17 protein-coding genes are annotated in these 19,094 nt (G+C 67.4%); 6 read left to right on the top strand and 11 right to left on the bottom strand.

Features of this window, described 5'->3' with window-relative positions:
• Positions 1 to 516: a hypothetical protein gene (locus ACWF0M_RS30280; RefSeq protein WP_452239131.1), complete on the bottom strand. Its 516-nt coding sequence runs from the start codon at positions 514 to 516 to the stop codon at positions 1 to 3.
• A gap of 197 nt (positions 517 to 713) precedes the next feature.
• Here ACWF0M_RS30280 and ACWF0M_RS30275 point away from each other — a divergent pair, with 197 nt between their 5' ends.
• On the top strand, positions 714 to 1,676 hold the full coding sequence (locus ACWF0M_RS30275; protein ID WP_452239130.1) for an HpcH/HpaI aldolase/citrate lyase family protein: 963 nt from the start codon (positions 714 to 716) through the stop codon (positions 1,674 to 1,676).
• 1,092 nt (positions 1,677 to 2,768) lie between these two features.
• Here the strand turns inward: ACWF0M_RS30275 and ACWF0M_RS30270 are convergent.
• Both ACWF0M_RS30270 and ACWF0M_RS30265 read right to left on the bottom strand, forming a co-directional pair.
• Positions 2,769 to 3,392, bottom strand: coding sequence for a VOC family protein (locus ACWF0M_RS30270; RefSeq protein ID WP_452239129.1), 624 nt, complete (start codon positions 3,390 to 3,392; stop codon positions 2,769 to 2,771).
• Positions 3,393 to 3,432: 40 nt separating this feature from the next.
• Positions 3,433 to 4,083: a peptidylprolyl isomerase gene (locus tag ACWF0M_RS30265; protein WP_452239128.1), complete on the bottom strand. Its 651-nt coding sequence runs from the start codon at positions 4,081 to 4,083 to the stop codon at positions 3,433 to 3,435.
• Between the two features lie 136 nt (positions 4,084 to 4,219).
• Here ACWF0M_RS30265 and ACWF0M_RS30260 point away from each other — a divergent pair, with 136 nt between their 5' ends.
• Complete coding sequence (locus ACWF0M_RS30260; protein WP_452239127.1) at positions 4,220 to 5,662, top strand: serine/threonine-protein kinase; 1,443 nt, start codon at positions 4,220 to 4,222, stop codon at positions 5,660 to 5,662.
• Positions 5,663 to 5,755: 93 nt separating this feature from the next.
• The gene (locus ACWF0M_RS30255; RefSeq protein WP_452239126.1) at positions 5,756 to 6,946 is read left to right on the top strand and encodes an acyl-CoA dehydrogenase family protein; all 1,191 of its coding nucleotides are present in this window, start codon (positions 5,756 to 5,758) and stop codon (positions 6,944 to 6,946) included.
• Between the two features lie 61 nt (positions 6,947 to 7,007).
• Here ACWF0M_RS30255 and ACWF0M_RS30250 read toward each other — a convergent pair whose 3' ends face one another.
• Both ACWF0M_RS30250 and ACWF0M_RS30245 read right to left on the bottom strand, forming a co-directional pair.
• A complete protein-coding gene (locus ACWF0M_RS30250; protein ID WP_452239125.1) occupies positions 7,008 to 8,030 on the bottom strand; it encodes an ArsR/SmtB family transcription factor in 1,023 nt (340 codons plus the stop codon).
• A 147-nt stretch (positions 8,031 to 8,177) separates the two neighbouring features.
• Positions 8,178 to 9,284, bottom strand: coding sequence for a magnesium and cobalt transport protein CorA (locus ACWF0M_RS30245; RefSeq protein WP_452239124.1), 1,107 nt, complete (start codon positions 9,282 to 9,284; stop codon positions 8,178 to 8,180).
• Between the two features lie 76 nt (positions 9,285 to 9,360).
• Between ACWF0M_RS30245 and ACWF0M_RS30240 the strand changes: the two genes are divergently transcribed.
• Both ACWF0M_RS30240 and ACWF0M_RS30235 read left to right on the top strand, forming a co-directional pair.
• A complete protein-coding gene (locus ACWF0M_RS30240; RefSeq protein ID WP_452239123.1) occupies positions 9,361 to 9,888 on the top strand; it encodes a general stress protein in 528 nt (175 codons plus the stop codon).
• Between the two features lie 96 nt (positions 9,889 to 9,984).
• Positions 9,985 to 10,488: a MaoC family dehydratase gene (locus ACWF0M_RS30235; protein ID WP_452239122.1), complete on the top strand. Its 504-nt coding sequence runs from the start codon at positions 9,985 to 9,987 to the stop codon at positions 10,486 to 10,488.
• Between the two features lie 4 nt (positions 10,489 to 10,492).
• On the opposite strand, the gene ACWF0M_RS30230 is transcribed toward ACWF0M_RS30235, so the two are convergent.
• From ACWF0M_RS30230 to ACWF0M_RS30215, 4 genes are read right to left on the bottom strand one after another with little or no spacing between them, the layout of a single operon-like run.
• Positions 10,493 to 11,785 carry an alpha-L-fucosidase gene (locus ACWF0M_RS30230; RefSeq protein WP_452239121.1) on the bottom strand — a complete coding sequence of 431 codons (1,293 nt, stop codon included), beginning with the start codon at positions 11,783 to 11,785 and terminating at the stop codon, positions 10,493 to 10,495.
• A gap of 18 nt (positions 11,786 to 11,803) precedes the next feature.
• Positions 11,804 to 12,649, bottom strand: a complete 846-nt coding sequence (locus ACWF0M_RS30225; protein WP_452239120.1) for a carbohydrate ABC transporter permease — start codon at positions 12,647 to 12,649, stop codon at positions 11,804 to 11,806.
• Complete coding sequence (locus ACWF0M_RS30220) at positions 12,642 to 13,586, bottom strand: carbohydrate ABC transporter permease (protein WP_452239119.1); 945 nt, start codon at positions 13,584 to 13,586, stop codon at positions 12,642 to 12,644. The genes ACWF0M_RS30225 and ACWF0M_RS30220 overlap by 8 nt, the downstream gene beginning before the upstream one ends.
• Positions 13,586 to 14,857, bottom strand: a complete 1,272-nt coding sequence (locus ACWF0M_RS30215) for an ABC transporter substrate-binding protein (protein ID WP_452239118.1) — start codon at positions 14,855 to 14,857, stop codon at positions 13,586 to 13,588. The genes ACWF0M_RS30220 and ACWF0M_RS30215 overlap by 1 nt, the downstream gene beginning before the upstream one ends.
• A gap of 179 nt (positions 14,858 to 15,036) precedes the next feature.
• On the opposite strand from ACWF0M_RS30215, the gene ACWF0M_RS30210 reads away from it, so the two are divergent.
• A complete protein-coding gene (locus ACWF0M_RS30210; RefSeq protein ID WP_452239117.1) occupies positions 15,037 to 15,798 on the top strand; it encodes a FadR/GntR family transcriptional regulator in 762 nt (253 codons plus the stop codon).
• On the opposite strand, the gene ACWF0M_RS30205 is transcribed toward ACWF0M_RS30210, so the two are convergent.
• Together ACWF0M_RS30205 and ACWF0M_RS30200 are read right to left on the bottom strand one after the other, a co-directional pair.
• Entirely contained in the window at positions 15,704 to 17,503 is a 1,800-nt protein-coding gene (locus tag ACWF0M_RS30205) for a GH39 family glycosyl hydrolase (RefSeq protein WP_452239116.1), read from the bottom strand. The two genes, ACWF0M_RS30210 and ACWF0M_RS30205, sit on opposite strands and share 95 nt — an antisense overlap.
• A gap of 15 nt (positions 17,504 to 17,518) precedes the next feature.
• A complete protein-coding gene (locus ACWF0M_RS30200) occupies positions 17,519 to 19,093 on the bottom strand; it encodes a glucoamylase family protein (protein WP_452239115.1) in 1,575 nt (524 codons plus the stop codon).
• Between the last annotated feature and the right edge of the window lies 1 nt (position 19,094).

Below are 19,094 nucleotides of genomic sequence, written 5' to 3'. Positions count from 1 at the left end.
CTAGCTCAGCTTGGGACGGCGGCGCACCGGACGGTGCAGTGTCGTCGGCGGCTTGCCCCGGGTCGTGGCACGGGTTGGTACCGGGGCCTCGGTCCGCGGCGCCGCGTCGTACCGCCCAGCCGACTCGCTGATCTCACCGGTGGGCTCCAGTACCAGGATGTCCGCCTCAGTGCGCCACCGCTCCAGCTGCGTGTCCAGTTCGGCTGCGTTGAGCCGCTCGCTGCGGAGTACCTGCGCGGCTGCTGTCCACTCGTCGCTTCCAGGCTCCAGCCGCCGTACCGTCGCCTTCCAGCTCGCCAGGCGGTTCGTGGCAGGCTTGGCGGGTACGACGACCTCGACCGCGGGGGCAGCGACGAGTCCAGGCAGCGGCTGCTCCGCGCCGTCAGCCGAGTCCGCGAGTACGACGTACTGCCCGTCAACGGTCGCGAACCAAGCCGGCACCGCCCGCCGCCCGCCCCAAGCCAGCCAGACGAGCCCCGCCTTCTTCATCACCCCGGCGATCTCCTCGGTACTCACACGCCCCAGCGTGTCACACCCTCGCCGCCCAACTTTGAGAAGCCACCAACCATTTCGGCGGCGTCGAAATGGTTGGTGGCTTCTCAAAGTGGTGAATCGGGACACACTCGGGAGGGAAGTGAGGCGGGTCACCGGGGCGGTGGGGGCGGGCGTCGTACGCTGCCGGTGACCGGTGGGTAACCGAGTGGAGGTCGGCGATGTCGGAGCAGGTTTTGCGGAGCAGGCGGTCGTGTCTGGCCACGCCCGGGTCGAACCCGCGGTTCCTGACCAAGGCGAAGGGGCTGGACGCGGACCAGGTGTTCCTGGACCTCGAGGACTCGGTCGCGCCGATCGCCAAACCGGACGCCCGGAAGAACATCGTCGCCGCGCTCAACGAAGGCGGCTGGGGCACCAAGCTGCGCGTCGTCCGCGTGAACGACTGGACCACCGAGTGGACGTACGCCGATGTGATCGAGGTGGTCGGCGGCGCCGGCGCGAACCTGGACTGCGTCATGCTGCCGAAGGTGCAGACCGCCGAGCAGGTCGTCGCGCTCGACCTGCTGCTCACCCAGCTGGAGAAGGTGCACGGGTACGAGCCGGGCCGGATCGGGATCGAGGCGCAGATCGAGAACGCGCTCGGCCTGACCAACGTGAATGCGATCGCGCAAGCCTCGCCGCGAGTCGAGACGATCATCTTCGGGCCGGCGGACTTCATGGCGTCGATCAACATGAAGTCGCTGGTGGTCGGCGAGCAGCCGCCCGGGTACGACGTCGGCGACGCGTACCACTACATCCTGATGCAGATCCTGATGGCCGCGCGGGCGCACGGCAAGCAGGCGATCGACGGCCCGTACCTGCAGATCAAGGACGTCGACGGCTTCCGCCGCGTCGCGGGTCGCTCGGCCGCGCTCGGCTTCGACGGTAAATGGGTCCTGCACCCGGACCAGATCGCCGCCGCCAACGAGGTCTACTCGCCCCGCCAGGACGACTACGACCACGCCGAGAACATCCTCGACGCCTACGACCACTACACGTCCGCGGCCGGCGGCGGCCGCGGCGCGGTGATGCTCGGCGACGAGATGATCGACGAGGCCAGCCGCAAGATGGCCCTCGTCATCTCCGCCAAGGGCCGCGCCGCCGGCCTCACCCGCACCGACATCTGGCAGCCCCCGGCCGACTAGTCCCAGCAGGCGGCCGCGCCACGGACTCGAGACAGGCTACGGAGAGCTGAGACTCGACATTCTCGGTCTCCACCCACCACCGACCGTCTCTACCCACCAACGGACCCACGGATCCGGCAACAAGAACGGTTATCCCCCCGTGTTGGGGTTCTCTGCTGGTACACCAGGGGAGAACCCCTAGCGCGAGGGGATATCCGGGTCTTCTGTCTGATGTGTGGGTGGTCGTCGCTCCACCAGGGGCCCGGGACAGGTTGTGCGGGCCGCTGCCCACCACGCGGGCTCACCCGTGAATGACGGAGGTCAGTGGGGGAGAACTCCTGCTCGATCCGCGTCAATCCTCAACAGCGGGGAAACAAAGTTGCGCGGAACGACGATTTCTTTCCCCGCCGCGCCAGCTCACGCGGCCGCCCGTGCAGCCTCACGTCGAGTCTGGCGCCGCCCAACTCAGCCCAGCCGACCCACACCTGCGTCACAAGACCGGATATCCCCTCGCGTTGGGGGTTCTCCCCTGGTGTACGAGCAGAGAACCCACCAGTCGAGGGGATATCCGTTCTTCTGCCCGAGGCGGGGGTGTGGTGGTGCCGGCTGGATGATCGGGTTCGTGGTGGCGTGGTGGCGTGGTGGCGTGGTGGCGGGGGTGATGTGCAAGGTCGACAGGTAGTGCACCGGCGAGACGGTGTACGCGCGGGCACGTTCACGCTCAGGTGCACTACCCGGCCGCTCGACATCTCCTGTCGAGCGTGCACATCACGCCGAGCCCGGTACCGCCCTGGGACCTGTCGACCACCCACACATCGGTCACAAGAGCCGGATATCCATTCCCTGTGTCCCACGACCGGCCACCGGGTGACTCCCAACTCAACCCACAGGTGCGTCACAAACGCTATTTCCTGTGCAACGACCCGGCGGCGACAGGCTGGTTGATGACGGGCAGGCCGCGGTTGCTGGGGCTGTACTTGACGGTCAATTCGAGAACCTCGGCGAGCTGCGCCATTTGATCCCGACTCCGACAGGTACCCGAAGAGGGCGCCGACGCTGCGTTCGATGCGGCTCAGCTGTCCAGTTAGGTCGCGGTCTTCGGTCACCCGGCGATCATGCCGGGTTCAGGGGTTCGGTCTGCGCCATGATCGCGAGCAGGTGGCCGTCGGGGTCGGGGAAGAAGGCCATCCATTCCTCGACCCCGTTGTCGTGCTTGTGGATCAGATGCGGCGCGTTCTCGAACTCCACGCCGCGCCCGCTGAGTTCGTCGTACGCCGCCTGAATGTCGTCGACCCGGAAGTAGAGGATCGAAGGGTCCGCGGGTCCTTCGTTGGCGCTCAGGAACAGCCGCGTTCCACCGCAGTCGAAGAACGCCAGGTCGCCGAACGTGTAGAGGTGGGGAAGCCCCAGTACGCCGCCGTAGAACGCGACCGCGGTCTCGATGTCCTTCACCGGGCGGGCGATCTGCCCGATCGCACCTAGCTGCAGCATGTCCGCGCCTCCTTGTCCTCGAAGAGCACTGTCCGCGGGCACGCCGCGCCAGGTGCGAAGCTCGGCCCGGCGGTTCAGGCCGAGCTTCATCAGCGCATTCGCGACGTGGAACTTGACCGCGTCGACGCTGACTCCCCGCCGCTGCGCGATCTCCCGGTTCGACATCCCGTGCCGCACCGCGTGCACGACCTGCCACTCGGCGGGTGTCAGTACGTCGGGATGCCGGGGCCGTCCACGTGTACCCACACCCTCAAGCTAGCGGCGCATCGCGCGAATTACCCTCCCCTCAGCGGGTCCAGACCTTGTAGATGCGGATCGGCTTCGCGGGCGGGCCGTCCTGGTCGGGGTCGGCGATGCCGGCGGCGACCATCCGGTCGAAGGTGGACATGCCGGCGATCACGTGGCCGAGGACGGAGTAGTTCGGGGCGATGTTCGCGAACGAGTGCACGACGAAGAACTCGGAGCCGTTGGTGCCCGGACCCTGGTTGCCGTAGGCAACGGTTCCGCGCGGGTAGGTCTCCTGGCCGGTGACCTCGTCCGGGAACTTGTACCCGGGCCCGCCCTCCTCCTGGCGGTAGATGTCACCGCACTGCAGGACACCGAGCCGGGACGAGTTCGTCAGCCGGAAGCACTGCGTCGCGTCGTAGAACCTGCTGTTCACCAGGTGCACGAAGTTGTGTACGCCGCAGGGCGCATTCGCGCGGTCCATCCGGACCACGAACGGTCCGTAGTTCGTCACGAAGTACACGTCGACCGTGCCCTTCGCGCGGGCGACCGGCGACGGGATGCGGACGGGCTTGGCGGCCGGGTTCTCGGGCGTCGGAGTGAACTCACACTTGGCTACCGGCTTGGCAACGGGTGTGGCGGAGGCAGTCGTCGTGGAGAGCGTCGTGGCGACCAGAGCGGCCGCGATCAGGGCGGTGAGTGATCGCTTCATCACCACACCGTAGTGCTTCGCTCGCTCTCTGCAGAGGTTGTTCAAGGAATTGGCCGCGGACTCGAACATCCCGCGCTTCCCGCCTAAGGTGATGCGGTCCGCCTCAAGTGATGCGGTCCGCTGCGGAAGGTGTTGTGTGTTGAACGGCGAGGTACTGGCCGGTCGGTATCGGTTGCTGACCCTGCTGGGCAGGGGCGGTGCAGGTGAGGTCTGGCAGGCGGAGGACTCGGTCCTCGCCCGTCAGGTCGCGGTGAAACTGCTGCGCAGCCTCGATGGCGACCCGATGGATGCTGTCCAGAGGTTTCGCGCCGAGGCTCAATCAGCCGCTCGATTGACGCATCCGAACGTCGTCGCGACGTACGACGTCGGCGCCGAGGGCGATCGCGTGTTCCTGGTGATGGAACTCGTGCAAGGCCCCGATCTCGCCAAACTGATGCGTACGTCGGGACTCCCGGCCGCCGCCCTGGTCGAGGACATCGCCCTGCAGGGCGCCCGCGCGCTGGACGCGGCGCACGAAGCCGGGATCGTGCACCGCGACGTGAAGCCGGGCAACCTGCTGATGGCTCCCGACGGCACGCTCAAGATGACCGACTTCGGGATCGCGAAGCAGGCCGGCAACGAGACGACCGGACTGGGCGTTCTGCTCGGTACGGCGTCGTACGTGTCACCGGAACAGGTCCGTGGCGAGCCCGCCACCGCGGCGAGCGACTGGTACTCGTTCGGCTGCGTCCTGCACGAGCTCCTGACCGGTACGCCGCCGTTCACCGGGCCGACCGTCGACGTGGTCATGCGGCAGCACCTCGACGTACCGCCTCCGCCTGTGACGCGTGCCGACGTACCGCCTCAGCTGTCGAACCTCGTGACGCACCTGCTGGCCAAGGACCCGGCGGACCGCCCGTCGTCGGAGCAGGACGTGGCCGCACTGCTCGCACCGGCCAGCCAGACCCAGGTGCTGTCCTTCACGCCACCTGCGGCCGCCGAGGTGATCGGTGTGGGCACGTGGGAGCAGGACTCGGACGAACCGGCGCACCGGGCGACCCGCGCAGGCTTCCCGTTGGCCAAGGCGGGTATTGCTGCTGCCGTGGTGGTGGCGGGTGTGGTTGCGGCCCTCCTGCTGCGAGCGGGCGTGTCGAACGATCCGCCCGCAGCAGCAGGCGGCACACCGTCTGCTGCTCCGGTGCAGAGGGCTACGACGGCCCCCAAGACCACACCGAAGCCAAAGCCGACCCCTAGTCCCACCAAGACGACTCCGACGCAAAAGGCGACGCCCGAGCAGACGCAGAACCCGCAGGCGGTCCTGGTGCAGCAGCTGCGCACTCTGGCCGCACAGGTACGCGCAACGCAGCAAGGCAGCCGTAGCAAGGCGCCGCGGGAGGCTGCGAACGACCTGGACCAGGCTGCTCAGGCAATCGATCACGGCGACACCGACTCCGCCGCGCAGCATTTCTACGAGGCGCAGCAGCGGCTGTTCGAGGCACAGCAACGCCAGCGCTGGCAGCCGACCCAGCAGATCGTCGCGCTGTTCTCCACCATCAGCCAGTCACTCCCGCGTCAGCAGCACAACAACAACAACGAGTGAGGCACGCGACCTTCGACAGGTGGCCGGTGTCACAGTGTGTGTCACCCTCGTACCGGGATACTCGCGGGTAAGCCGGCGCGAAGGAGACGCACGATGAGCAGGTTGCAGCAGACCGACGGGCTGACCGACATCCAGGAAGAGATCCTGAAGACGGTCCGGGCCTTCGTCGAGGCCGAGATCCTCCCGGTCGCCACCGAGCTCGAGCACCGCGACGAGTACCCGACCGAGATCGTCGAGGGCCTCAAGGAACTCGGCCTGTTCGGCCTGATGATCCCCGAGGAGTACGGCGGCCTCGGCGAATCGCTGCTCACCTACGCGCTGTGCGTCGAGGAGATCGCCCGCGGCTGGATGAGTGTGTCCGGCATCATCAACACGCACTTCATCGTCGCGTACATGCTGCTCCAGCACGGGACCGACGAGCAGAAGCAGAAGTACCTGCCCCGGATGGCGACCGGCGAGGTCCGCGGCGCGTTCTCGATGTCCGAGCCGGGCTGCGGCTCCGATGTGGCCGCGATCAAGACCAAGGCCGTCAAGGACGGCGACGCCTATGTGATCAACGGCCAGAAGATGTGGCTGACCAACGGCGGCTCGTCGAACCTGGTCGCGGTGCTGACCAAGACCGACGAGGGCGCGGAGTCGGTTTATAAGAACATGACCACGTTCCTGGTCGAGAAGGAGCCCGGGTTCGGCGAGGTCGACAAGGGCCTCACGATCCCCGGCAAGATCGAGAAGATGGGCTACAAGGGCGTCGACACCACGGAACTGGTGTTCGACGGGTACCGGATCGACGCGGGCCAGATTCTCGGCGGCGTACCGGGTAAGGGTTTCTACCAGATGATGGACGGCGTCGAGGTCGGGCGCGTGAACGTCGCCGCGCGCGGGTGTGGCGTGGCGCGGCGGGCGTTCGAGCTCGGGATCTCGTACGCGCAGCAGCGCGAGACGTTCGGCAAGAAGATCGCCGAACACCAGGCGGTGCTGTTCCGGCTCGCCGACATGGCCGTCAAGGTGGAGGCCGCGCACGAGCTGATGGTGAAGGCGGCCCGCAAGAAGGACAGCGGCTCCCGCAACGACTTCGAGGCCGGCGTCGCGAAGTACCTGGCCAGTGAGTACTGCTCGCAGGTCGTGGAGGACTCGTTCCGCATCCACGGCGGCTACGGCTTCTCCAAGGAGTACGAGATCGAGCGCCTCTACCGCGAGGCGCCGATGCTCCTGATCGGAGAAGGCACGGCGGACATCCAGCGGATGATCATCGGCCGCCGCCTGCTCGAGGACTACAAGCTCTGACCGTGCGCTGGGTCGACAGGCGGGGCGGTGCCGGTCGGCCCAGCGCGCGGCGGGGCAGGGGCTAAGCGGTACTGCGGGTCGGGACTTCCCGGGTGTTGCCGGAGCCGTGGCCGGACAGCAGCCAGATGCCCAGTTGGGTGATCTCGTGGCGCACCGACGCGCCGTCTCGGCGGGTGGTGATCAGGCCGGCCTCCCGCAGTACCGTCGCCTGGTGGCTCGCGGCGGCCGGGGAGATCCGACAGCGTTTCGCCAGCTCCGTCGTCGTGCAGCCGCTGACGGTCGCCTCCAGTGCGGCGGCCCGGGTCGAGCCGAGGAGGGAGCCCAGGGGATCACTCGACGGCGAGTGCTCCATCGGCGTCTGCCGCAGGATCCCGGGCGCATGCTGGATCGGGTACACCAGGATCGGTTTGAGGTCCGGGTCCCGCAGCTTGGTCGGTACCTGCCAGCAGAACGCCGAAGGCTGCAACTCGATTCCCCTGCCATCGAGATACAGATCTCTGTCGTTCATGTCCAGCACCTGCAGCACCGGTGCGACCCACCGGACCCGCGGATGCAGCGACGACAGCAGCCGGTCGACGCCGTGCCGGGCCAACGCCTCCCCTCGATGGGCGTGGTCGGCGGACACGTGCGTCCCGATCGACTTCCAGTACGGCGCAATCGCGGCGTCGTGATACGTCCGAATGGCCCGTCCGAGCTTCTGCATCGACGTCCGGCCGCCCTGCGCCAGCTCCCGTGTCCAAGGGGAGGCCGGCCGGTACTGCGCGAGCAGGTCGAGCTGGCTGTGGATCTGCTGCCGCGGTGTCGCCAGCGCCTGCTCCAGTGCGGTGTCGAAGTCCGGTGCGGGCTCCGACGGGGTGAGGAAGTCGGGGGAGTAGCCCTTCGACGGGCATAGTTCCAGCAGCAGCCGCATCTGGTCCGGTGCGACGGTGGCCCGCACGTGGCGCCGCCAGTCCTCGAAGATCAGCCGGCCTTCCGAGTGCTGGAGCATGTGCAGGCTCAGCAGCACCTCCCAGAGCGGTGCCGGCGTGGTGGCGACCGTGACCCGGGTCAGGTCGCGCGGCGTGAAATGAATGCGCAGCACCACGATTCCCCTCCCATCCTGATGGTCGCGGAACGTAATCAATTACTGACCGAATGCGACTCGGGAATTCAATCAAGGCAGCGGATTCGGCGACAACCGTTTGAACATTCCAATCCGGGAGCAGTCCTGGCCATGGCAAAAGGTTGCCAGCTAGAGCCAGTGGTTCCGCTTGAACAACCGGTAAAGGACGGTGCATGCCGACGCCATCACTCCGAGTACGACGAAGTACGCGTACTTGAGCCGTAGTTCCGGCATGTAATCGAAATTCATGCCGTAGATCCCGGCGATCATCGTCGGTACGGCGAGGATCGCCACCCAGGCCGAGATCCGCCGCATGTCCTCGTTTTCGGCCACCTGCACCTGGGCGAGCCCGGCCTGCAGGATCGAGCTGAGCAGTTCGTCGAACGAGATGACCTGCTCCTTCACCCGTTGCAGATGGTCGTCGACGTCGCGGAAGTAGTTCCTGGTCTCTTCGGCGATCAGTGGGTGCCGCAGCGTGGCAAGTGTCCGCATCGGGCCGGTCAGCGGAGCTACGGCCCGCTTGAGCTCCAGCACCTCGCGCTTCAGCTGGTAGACCTTGTCGATATTCCGCCAGCCACGCGGTGTGAACATGCCGGTCTCGATCAGGTCGATATCGGCCTGTACGGCGTCCGCGACCTCCAGGTACCGGTCCACGACGTGGTCCGCGATGGCGTGCAGTACGGCGCCTGGACCGGTGGCGAGCCGTTGCGGCTCGCGCTCCAGCTCCTGCCGCAGCCCGGTCAGCTCACTGTGCTCACCGTGGCGGACCGTGACGACGAAGCCGGGTCCACAGAACACCATGACCTCACCGGTCGCCACCACCTCGCTGGTGGCGGTCAGGTCGTCGTGCGGGACATACGTGACCGTTTTGAACACTGCGAACAGCGTCTCGCCGTACCGCTCCAGCTTGGGGCGCTGATGCGCCTCGTAAGCGTCCTCGAGCGCCAGCTTGTGCAGACCGAACTCCGCACCGATGATCGCGAGCTGATGGTCGGTCGGCTCGAACAGGCCGATCCACACGAACCCCTGGCCGCGCTGCGCTCGGACCAGCGCCTCGGTGTAGGAGTTGACCCGGTTGTCGCGGACGCCGTCGCGGTACAGCCCCCAGTCGACCAGGGCGCCCTCGAGCTTGCCGGTGACCACGTCGTCCGGCGGGCGTCCGGGGCCGACGCCGCGGCGGGCGAAGACCCGTCCAACACGGCGTGTCGCGCCCATGTCCCATCGTCGCCCGGTCATTACCGGCGAGGCTATCAAGACGCGGTAACCAGCTGTCGGCAATGATGGGGGTGGAAGCACGTGGAGAGGAACGACGATGACCACCCAGGGCATGCCCTCGATGGACCCCAGGCCGACCGGCCTGACGATCGGGACGTACGACACCTACCGGGAGGCGCAGCGAGCTGTCGACTATCTCTCGGACGAGAAGTTCCCGGTCGAGCACACGACCATCGTCGGCAACAACCTGCGCCAGGTCGAGAAGATCACCGGCCGGCTCACCTGGGGCCGGGCGCTGACCGCGGGCCTGGCCAGCGGCGCCTGGTTCGGGCTGTTCGTCGGCCTGCTGCTGGGGCTCTTCACCACGAACAACTGGATCGCGGCGGTGCTCACCGGCGTCGTACTGGGTGCCTTCTTCGGGCTGGTGTTCGGCGGCCTCGGCTACGCGCAGTCGGCCGGCCGCCGGGACTTCACGTCGCGGACCGCCGTGGTGGCCACGACGTACGACGTGCTCTGCGACTTCAAGTTCGCTGAAGAGGCGCGCAACCACCTGGCCAAGCTCGCCCTGAAGGGTGAGGTGCACCCGCTGCTGCCGGATCACCAGACCCAGCGGCCGGTCGACTGAGGGTGACCTATCTCTCCTGCCGGTGAGAGCCACGCCACGGCCCGGAGGCGGCCGGACCCGGCAGCATGGGGATTCCAGCAGCCGAGGAGGAACCAGATGCAGTTCGGGCGGAGCTACGAGGAGTTCGAGGTCGGTGCGGTCTACAAGCACTGGCCCGGCAAGACGGTCACGGAGTACGACGACCACCTGTTCTGCCTGCTCACCATGAACCACCATCCGCTGCACCTGGACACGCACTACGCGGAGGGGTCGACCCAGTTCGGGAAGAACGTTGTGGTCGGCAACTACATCTACTCGATCCTGCTCGGGATGTCGGTCCCGGACGTGAGCGGCAAGGCGATCGCGAACCTGGAGATCGAGTCGCTGCGGCACGTCGCCCCGACCTTCCACGGCGACACCGTGTACGGCGAGACGGTCGTCCTGGACAAGTGGGAGTCCAAGTCCAAGGACGACCGCGGCGTCGTCTACGTCGAGACCAAGGGCTACAAGCAGGACGGCACCGTCGTCTGCCTGTTCCGCCGCAAGGTCATGGTCCCGAAGAACAACTACCTGGAGAGCCGGGGCGGAGAACAACCCGGCCGCCCCACCCCGACCTCCTGATCTTCTAAAGGAACAGCTCGATCACCGGAACCAGGACGTTCGGCTTCTGGATCGGGAGCTTCAGCGTGAGTACGTCGGCTGAGACGCCACCCATCGTGGTGTTCTGAGCCGTGCGGTGCGGGTCGTTCTCGATGCGCTTGATCTCGGACGCGTCGTTCAGGAGCTGGGCGTACTTCACCTTCCCGCCGAGGCCGGCCAGATGCACGTGGCCCATCGGCCAGGAGAACAGGTGCAGATACAACCGGTTGCCCTTCTGGGTGTAGCGGGCGTCCGGCGGAGCGGCGTACTCCGAAGGGCGTGCGCCGCGGATCGACCGCTCGTGCAGCCGCATCCACTCACCGATGTCGGCCAGCGTCGCCAGCGCCCGCGGGTCGAACTCACCACGACCCGTCGGCCCCACGTTCAGCAGCAGGTTGCCGTCCTTGGAGACCGAGTCGACGAGCATCTTCACCAGCAGCTCGGGTGACTTCCAGTCCAGGTTGTCCCGGTCGTAGCCCCAGCTGCCGTTGAGCGTCTGGCACGCCTCCCACAGCACTGGTACGCCGTCCCGCAGCATCGGCCCGTCCGGCTGGTACTGCTCCGGCGTCACGAAGTCACCCGGGATGTCCAGCCGGTCGTTGATCAGGATGTCCGGCTGCAGCTCGCGGACCATCGCCATCAGCTCGACCGAGCGCCAGTCGTCGCGGCCCTTGCCGTGGCCGTCCCGCCCGTCCGGGTACGTCCGGCCCGGGTAGGAGAAGTCGAACCACATGATGTCGATCGGCCCGTAGTTGGTCAGCAGCTCCCGGGTCTGTGCGTGCAGGTAGTCGGCGTACACCTGGATGTCCCGCCCGGCCGCCTTCGCGATCGCCTCCTCGTCGTCGCGCTGCGGGTGCACGAGGTCGATCGGGAACTCCGGGTGGTGCCAGTCGATCAGCGAGTGGTAGAACCCGACCCCGAGGCCCTCGGCGCGGCACGCCTCGACGAACGGCCCGACCAGGTCCTTGCCCCAGGCGGTCTTCGCCACGGTGTAGTCGGACACCTCGGAGTCCCACAGGCAGAAACCCTCGTGGTGCTTGGTCGTGAGTACGGCGTACTTCATGCCGGCCTCGCGTGCGGCGCGGGCCCACTTGGCCGGGTCGTACAGGTCCGGCTCGAAGTGGTCGAAGTACGGCTGGTAGTCCTCGTCGGTGAGCTTCTCGCGGTTCTTCACCCACTCGTGCCGGGCCGGCAGCGCGTACAGGCCCCAGTGGACGAAGAGGCCGAACCGCCAGTCGCGGAACTTCTCGACGGAATGCGCGGGAGGCGCGTCGGTCATCTCAATTCTCCTTATGGATCAGCGTCCGCCGAGACCCGTGACGAGCAGGCCGCGGACGAGGTGTTTCTGCAAGAGGACAACGAGCAGCACGGTCGGGATCATCGCCATCATCGAGGCGGCCATCATCAGGTTCCACTGGGTGCCCTGCTGGCCGATGAACTGCGCCAGGCCCTGCGGGACGGTGCCCTTGTCCTCGACACTGTTGATGATGATCAACGGCCACAGGAAGCTGCCCCAGAAGCTGATGAAGCTGAAGACGGTCAGTACGGCGATGGCCGGCCGCGCGAGCGGCAGCATGATCCGCAGGAACGTCCGGAACGGACCGCAGCCGTCGACCCGGGCCGCTTCTTCGAGCTCGGCCGGGACGGTCAGGAAGAACTGCCGCAGCAGGAAGGTGCCGAACGCGGTGAACGCCCACGGCAGGATCAGTGCCCAGTAGCTGTCCACCCAGCCGAGCGACTGCATCAGCCAGTACATCGGCACGATCAGCACCTCCTGCGGCACCATCAACGTGCCCAGGAACAGGACGAACAGTTGCTCCCGGCCCCTGAATTTCAGCCGCGCGAAGGCGTACGCCGACATACTCGAGGCGACCACCACGACGAGCGTGCCGGCGACTGCCACGAACAAGCTGTTCAGGAGGTAGCGGCCGAACGGCGCGAACGTGAACGCGTCGGCGTAGTTCTGCCAGCGGATCTCGGAGCCGAACAGGTGCGGTGTCGGCGTGAACACCTCGTCGGCGGGTTTCAGCGACGTCGAGACGGCGTACACCAGCGGGCCGAGGAAGAGGACCGCGACGATGATCAGCAGCACGTGCGAGACGCTGCTCCGCACTCGGCGGGCCACCACAGACGTTTCAGACATCGTAGTTCACCCACTTCCGCTGCCCGACGAACTGGATCGCGGTGATGCCCATGATGATCACGAACAGCACCCATCCGGCCGCCGACGCCAGGCCCATGCTGAGGAACTGCCAGCCCTGGTTGTAGACGTACATGACGATCGTCTGCGTGGACACGCCCGGACCGCCCTGGGTCAGGATGAACGGCTGCGCGAACACCTGGAACGAGGTGATCAGGGTCATCGTGGTCGCGAAGAAGATCGACGGCGTGATCATCGGCCAGGTGATGTACCGGAACCGCTGGAGCGGCCCGGCGCCGTCGATCTGCGCCGACTCCAGTTGTGACTGCGGTACCTGGTCGAGGGCGGCGGAGAAGACCAGGAAGTTGTACCCGAAGCCCTGCCAGATCGACATCGCCACGATCGCCGGCATCGCCCAGTTCGACGAGCCGAGGAAGTTCGGCGCGTGGATCCCGAACCAGCTGTCCAGGCCGGCGTCGAGCAGGCCGCCCGGCTGGAACAGCAGCCGCCAGACCATAACGTTGGCGACCATCGGCGTCATCACCGGGATGAAGAACAGCACCCGGAACGCCTGCCGGCCCTTGATCTTCGGCCCGAGCCAGGTCGCCAGCCCGAGCGAGACGACCACGTTCAGCGGCACGTACAGCACCACGAACAGCGCCGTGTTGAGCACCACCCGGCGGAACACCGGGTCGCTCAGCAGGTGCGAGTAGTTGCCGAACCCGAGGAACTTGCGCTCCCCGAACACCGGCCAGTCGAACAGGCTGATCGCGAGCGCCATCGCGGTCGGGAACAGTGTGAACAGGGCGAGTCCGCCGAGACTCGGCGCCAGGAAGACCGACGCGTACCGCCCGTCCCTGCGCAACGCGGGCCGCCGCCCCGGCCGCACGCCGCGCGAAGGCGACGTACCGGCCGGGGCAACGGTTGTTTCGACAGCCATCAGGAACCTGCGCCTGCCTGGTCCTGGATGGTTTTCAGCGCCTGATCCGGTGGGACCTCGCCGTTCAGCGCCTGGGTGCCGAAGCGGGTGAGCAGGTCGGCGACCTGGACCCAGTTCTTCGAGGTGACCAGTGCGATCGAGTTCTGCGAGGCGTACTCGATGACCTCCTTGGCCTCCGGGATCTTCGCCGCGGTGAACCAGGCCGGGTGCGCCGCGATCCGGGCCGGGTACGCACGACCGGCGGCGGCCAGCGTGGTCAGCGGCTTCTCACTCGTCATCGACATGATCGCCTGGAACGCGGCGTCCGGCGTCTTGCAGGACCGGGAGATGCCGAAGCCCGAGCCGGCGGTGTAGGTCTTCGAACCGTCCGGACCGGCCGGGATCGGCGCGATCCCGAGGTTGAACTTGACCTTGCCGAGGGTGTCGATCAGCGACCACGGGCCGTTCAGCTGCATCGCGGACTTGCCGGAGACGAACTGGGTGGTCTCGAAGTCGGTGCTGCCGGCCGGCACCTGCGGCGCGACCTTGTCGGTCCGGACGAGGTCCGCCCAGCTCTTGAACCCGTCGACGAACTTCGGGTCGGTGAAGTTGAGCTTGCCCTCGGCCAGCGGCTCGGCGCCGGTCAGGGTACGCACCCAGGAAGTCACGCTCAGGTCGCCGGGCGTCGTCACCAGGCCGGTCCGGCCACCTGTCGTGAGCTTCTTGGCGGCCGCCTTGAACTCGTCCATCGTCCAGCCCGGCTTCGGGTCCGGTATGCCGGCGGCCTTGAACAGGTCCTTGTTGTAGAAGATCACCATCGGACCGGAGTCGTACGGGATCGCAATCTGCTTCCCGTCCGCCTTCAGGCCGTCCATGATCGGCTTGTCGAAGTCGTCGGCCTTCAGCCCGTACTTCGTGATCAGGTCGTCGAGCGGCAGCATCGCGTTCGCGTACGACGCCAGCCGCAGCGACTGCATCCCGATGATGCACGGGGCCTTGCCGCTGGCCAGCAGGGTGCCGATCTTCGACCAGTAGTTGTTCCAGTCGGTGCCCTGGAGCTTGACGGTGATGCCGGAGTGGTCGGTGTGCGCCTGGTCGGCGACCTTCTGCCAGGCCGCCTGGTCCTCGGTTCCGCCGATCCAGAACTGCCAGGTCAGATCGGCCTTGTCGGCCGACCCGGACCCGCTGCTGCTACCGCTGTCGCCGCCGCCACACGCGGCAACGGCGGTCAGGGCCAGCACCGCACACGTGGCGGTGAGCCAGCGGCGTGCCCGAGCTGGTGTTCCTCTCATCCTGACCTCCAAGGAGAACTGTGAGTCATCCGATCAATATGTCGGGATCTTGACGAGAGTCAACAGCTCGTGGGCTTATTTCAGGAGGAAAAGGAACTTCCCACGCTCTAGCGCAAGGCCTAGACCTCCGATGTATGGTCCGAAGACATCGGAGGTTTGTCCCCGAAGGGAGGGCTTGGATGGCGGTCACGGATGTGGCGATCGACCGGATCAAGCAGATGATCGTGGCCGGCGAGCTGCAGCCCGGCGACCGGCTGCCACGCGAGGCAGACCTGGCCGCGCGGCTCGGGCTGTCCCGCAACTCGCTGCGCGAGGCGGTCAAGGCGCTGGCGCTGATCCGGGTCCTCGAGGTCCGGCAGGGCGACGGCACCTACGTGACCAGCCTCGACCCGGCACTCCTGATGGAGACGATGGGCTTCGTCCTGGACCTGCACCAGGACGCCTCCGTCCTGGAGTTCTTCGAGGTACGGCGGATTCTCGAGCCGGCCGCCGCGGCCCGGGCCGCGCTGCGGATGCCGGACGACGAGATCACCGCGATGCGCGCGCTGCTGGACGACCTCGGCGACGACCCGTCCGCCGACGACCAGCTCGCCTGCGACGTCGAGTTCCACCGGCTGCTCGCGATCGGCAGCGGGAACCGGACGCTGGCCTCGATCATCGAGAGCCTGCGGCAGCCGACCTACCGGGCCCGGATCTGGCGCGGTCTGACCCAGACGGGTGCGGTGAGCCGCTCGGTCGCGGAGCACCGCTCGATCCTGGAGGCGATCGCCGCCCGCGAGCCCGAGGTCGCCCAGGCCTGGGCGACCGTGCATATCGCGGGCGTCGAACGCTGGCTCAACGAGGCGGTCAAGCTCGAGGTGGACGGAGCTCCAGCAGCACCGCGGCCGGCATCGGCAGCGTTACCTCGACGGCTGAACCGTTCCACTCGAGTGGGGTACTGACGAGCCGGCTGCGCTCGGCAAGGTCGGCCAGCTCCTCGTCGGTCGGCCAGTCGCCAAGACCTTCGGCGGCCTGCGCGATGTCGGCGGTGCCGACAGCCAGAGTGGTGGCCGTGGCCTGCCAGGACGAGTCAACGCCGGGCAGCTGGACCTGAACCGTCCTGGTCAGTTCTGATGCCCCGTCGGCTTTGGTCTGGTCGAGGGTCAAGTTCCACAGCAGTACGGCGATCCGGTCGCGGTCCCGGGATGCCCAGGCTTCCACCAGGCTTCCGGCACCGTCACCGGCGTACGTCACCGGCAGCTCGACCGGTCCGAGCCGGCTGAGCAGCGTCATCGCGTGGTAGCGCGGTTTCGCCAATCCACCAACGGTTTGCAGCCCGAAGCCGCCGTGCAGGAACCGCGGCGGCCGGCCGAGTTCCTCGAAGTGGTCGGACGCGACCCAGTACGAGAGCGCGTCGATCCGCCCGGCCGCGGACCGCATGCCGCGGAGCAGGAACACCCCGGAGAACACCGAGTCGTTGATCGGGTTGAAGTGCGTCGGCGTCACGCCCCATTCGGTCCAGAGGATCCGCGCATCGCCGAACCCGTGCCGCTCCAGCGACGCGCGTACGTCGAGTGGCGGCGATCCGTACGTGTGCGTGGACACGAAGTCGACCGGCGTACCGAATTGTTTTGCGTGAGCGAGGAGGTCGTCGACCCAGCCGGCTGCGGCGGAGGACGGGCCACCGACCGCGAGGCGGGGGTCGACGGACTTCACGGCGGCAGCGGACACGTCGTACAGCTGGAGCCATTCGGCCTTGGTGCCGGACCAGAAGACCTCGAGGTTCGCCTCGTTCCAGACCTCGAAGTCCCACGTCAGCACCTCGTCGAGGCCGTACCGGTCGACCAGGTGCTGCACGAGCGCGCGGACCAGGTCGTGCCAGCGCTGGTACGACGCGGGCGGCGAGATGATCGCGCCGTACGCGAAGACCGTCTTCGTCGGGTCGCTCGCCAGCTCCCGCGGCATGAACCCGAGCTCGACCACCGGACGCAGCCCGATCGCGAGCAGCTTGTCGTAGATCGCGTCCACCACATCGAAGTTGTAGGTGTCCCCATCGATCACGTGCGTGTCGTCGTGGAAGATCGCGTGCGCGCGGACCGTGCGGACGCCGATCTCGTCGTGCATCCGGCGCAGCGCGTCCTCGAGCTCGCCGCCGATCTCGTGTCCGCCGGTCAGGTCCTTGCAGAGCAGCTGACTCAGGCGCTCGCTGCCGACGATCGGCTCCCACGGCCGCTGCAGTTCGGTGCCCTCAGCAACCGTGTCGACGGTCACCGAGACGTTCGGAATCGTGCCGTCGGCAACCAGTGGTACGGCGCCGACGGCCTGACTCGGACGTCCGTGGGTCGTCACCTCGGGCACGCTCGCGACGGCATAGCGGTACGGCGTACCCGGGGTGCACGTGGTGTCCACGTACGGCGGTGACGGGACCGAGAGCACGTCGCCGCTGTGATGGTCGACCGGCTCCAGCGGACCGCGCTCTCCGGTCCCCCGGAGGATCAGGTAGCCGACTGCGCCGTCCACCGGCGACCAGTCGATCGTCACCTGGCCGACGCCGCCGACCGCCCGGACCTCCTTCGGCGGATCGAGGTCCGGGAACGCGAACGCGCGCTCCTCGTCACTGCGAACCGCGATCCGCTCGTCCCAGTCGGTCTTGGCATCCTGCTGCATCTAGATTGTCTCCTGTTACTCGACGCCGGATTCGAACTGTTCCATCGCGATCAGCGGCCGGATCCGGCTCTCCACCGTCCGGCTCGCGAAGCTGCGCCGAATCAGGTTCTCGCCGAACACGTTGCCGATGGCACCCATCACCATCGCCTGGTCCAGCGACAGGTACCGGCGGGCGATCAGCCCGGACTTCACCGCGACCGAGTCGTAGAACCCGCCACCGCCGTACGCGTGCAGGGTCTTCTCGATCTTGCTCAGGTTGGCGATCGCCTGCCGCGGCGCGTACGCCATCGCCAGGAACGCCGCGTGCGGGGTGACGACGCCGTCGCCGTACGTCGGGTTCGGGTTGGTGCCTTCGCGGCAACCCTCGAAGCCCGCGTCGAAGTTGGTGCCCTCGAGGTCGGACGGGTAGCCGCCCGGATCCATCCCGAGCGGCTCGACGCCGTAGACGGAGTACCCGCCCTTGGGGTTCGACGCCGGCGAGAAACCCCAATAGCCATAGCGAGCGTCGTCCAGGCCGTGCTCGATGTGCGCGCGGACCGTGAGCGGGTGGTTGATGCCCCAGCTGCGCGGCGCCCACGTCGACTCGGGGACGAACAGGTCGGGCATCAGCGACTCGAACATGTCACCGCCCCACGACGGAACGATCCGCATCCCGCGGTACTCGTACGTGCCCTCGAACACGTCGAGACCGAGGTACGTCCGGTGCACGCCCTTCGGCTTCTGCTCCACCCACGACCAGTCGCAGCTGTCCGGGAAGGTGCGGTACGTCGCGAAGTACTGCGTGTGCGGGACCTGGTTGAGCGCGAACCCGACGTACCCGGCGATCCGGGCCTCGGTGTTGCAGGTGTCGTAGTGGAACTTGCGGTAGTACACGTCCGGGCCGACGCCGGCGTGGTTGCCCTTGTCGGTGGCCTCGTCCGGCGGCGGGGTCTCGAAGAATCCGCCCCGCATCAGACCGCCCGGGCGGGCCGCCGGGTTGTAGTAGAACGCGAAGTTCATCTTGTCCAGCAGGGCGTCCGCGAGGGCGCGGGCGCGCGGCTCGGCGTTGCGGACCACCATCAGCGCGCAGGCGAACCAGGCGTTGTCGACACTCGACACGAACGGTGTGATCGGGCGGGTGCCGTCCGGGTCGACGTACCGGACCTCGCCGGTCGCCTCGTCGTACCAGTTGAAGTACATGCCGCTCGGCTCGTGATGTACGACGTTCTGCATCGTCGTCAGCGTCTGCGTGATGCGGCGCAGCGACTCCTGCGGCGAGATGATGCCGAAGTACTTGGCGACGACCGTGCTCCACAGGTAGCCGCCGATGTTGGTGGGGGAGGTGTAGTTGCTGCGCACCGGGTTCGTCACCGATTCGCCGATGTTGTCGGCGGGCAGCCCGGTGTGCTCGTCGGTCATCGCGACGATGCTTCGCCAGGTGTCACGAGCCCACCGGCCTACGGTGGCTTTGTCGTCGCGGCTTGGTGTCCAGCTGCCCTTCAGGACCTCCGCCGGTGACGGCGTTCCTCCGAAGGCGGGGGTTGCGGTTCCTGCGAGAGCTGCGACGCCGGTGGCGGCGAGCACTGTGCGGCGACTGATGATGGCGGTCATC

Source organism: Kribbella sp. NPDC055110 (genome assembly GCF_053607525.1).
Note: the sequence above shows the minus strand (reverse complement) of the source record. Positions and strands in the feature narration are given on the sequence as shown.

Excerpts from the sequence above, each read along its gene's own strand:
- ACWF0M_RS30275 (WP_452239130.1), top strand. The coding sequence starts at position 714 with ATGTCGGAGCAGGTTTTGCGGAGCAGGCGGTCGTGTCTGGCCACGCCC.
- ACWF0M_RS30265 (WP_452239128.1), bottom strand. The coding sequence starts at position 4,083 with ATGAAGCGATCACTCACCGCCCTGATCGCGGCCGCTCTGGTCGCCACG.
- ACWF0M_RS30255 (WP_452239126.1), top strand. The coding sequence starts at position 5,756 with ATGAGCAGGTTGCAGCAGACCGACGGGCTGACCGACATCCAGGAAGAG.
- ACWF0M_RS30245 (WP_452239124.1), bottom strand. The coding sequence starts at position 9,284 with ATGACCGGGCGACGATGGGACATGGGCGCGACACGCCGTGTTGGACGG.
- ACWF0M_RS30240 (WP_452239123.1), top strand. The coding sequence starts at position 9,361 with ATGACCACCCAGGGCATGCCCTCGATGGACCCCAGGCCGACCGGCCTG.
- ACWF0M_RS30235 (WP_452239122.1), top strand. The coding sequence starts at position 9,985 with ATGCAGTTCGGGCGGAGCTACGAGGAGTTCGAGGTCGGTGCGGTCTAC.
- ACWF0M_RS30230 (WP_452239121.1), bottom strand. The coding sequence starts at position 11,785 with ATGACCGACGCGCCTCCCGCGCATTCCGTCGAGAAGTTCCGCGACTGG.
- ACWF0M_RS30225 (WP_452239120.1), bottom strand. The coding sequence starts at position 12,649 with ATGTCTGAAACGTCTGTGGTGGCCCGCCGAGTGCGGAGCAGCGTCTCG.
- ACWF0M_RS30220 (WP_452239119.1), bottom strand. The coding sequence starts at position 13,586 with ATGGCTGTCGAAACAACCGTTGCCCCGGCCGGTACGTCGCCTTCGCGC.
- ACWF0M_RS30215 (WP_452239118.1), bottom strand. The coding sequence starts at position 14,857 with ATGAGAGGAACACCAGCTCGGGCACGCCGCTGGCTCACCGCCACGTGT.
- ACWF0M_RS30210 (WP_452239117.1), top strand. The coding sequence starts at position 15,037 with ATGGCGGTCACGGATGTGGCGATCGACCGGATCAAGCAGATGATCGTG.
- ACWF0M_RS30205 (WP_452239116.1), bottom strand. The coding sequence starts at position 17,503 with ATGCAGCAGGATGCCAAGACCGACTGGGACGAGCGGATCGCGGTTCGC.
- ACWF0M_RS30200 (WP_452239115.1), bottom strand. The coding sequence starts at position 19,093 with ATGACCGCCATCATCAGTCGCCGCACAGTGCTCGCCGCCACCGGCGTC.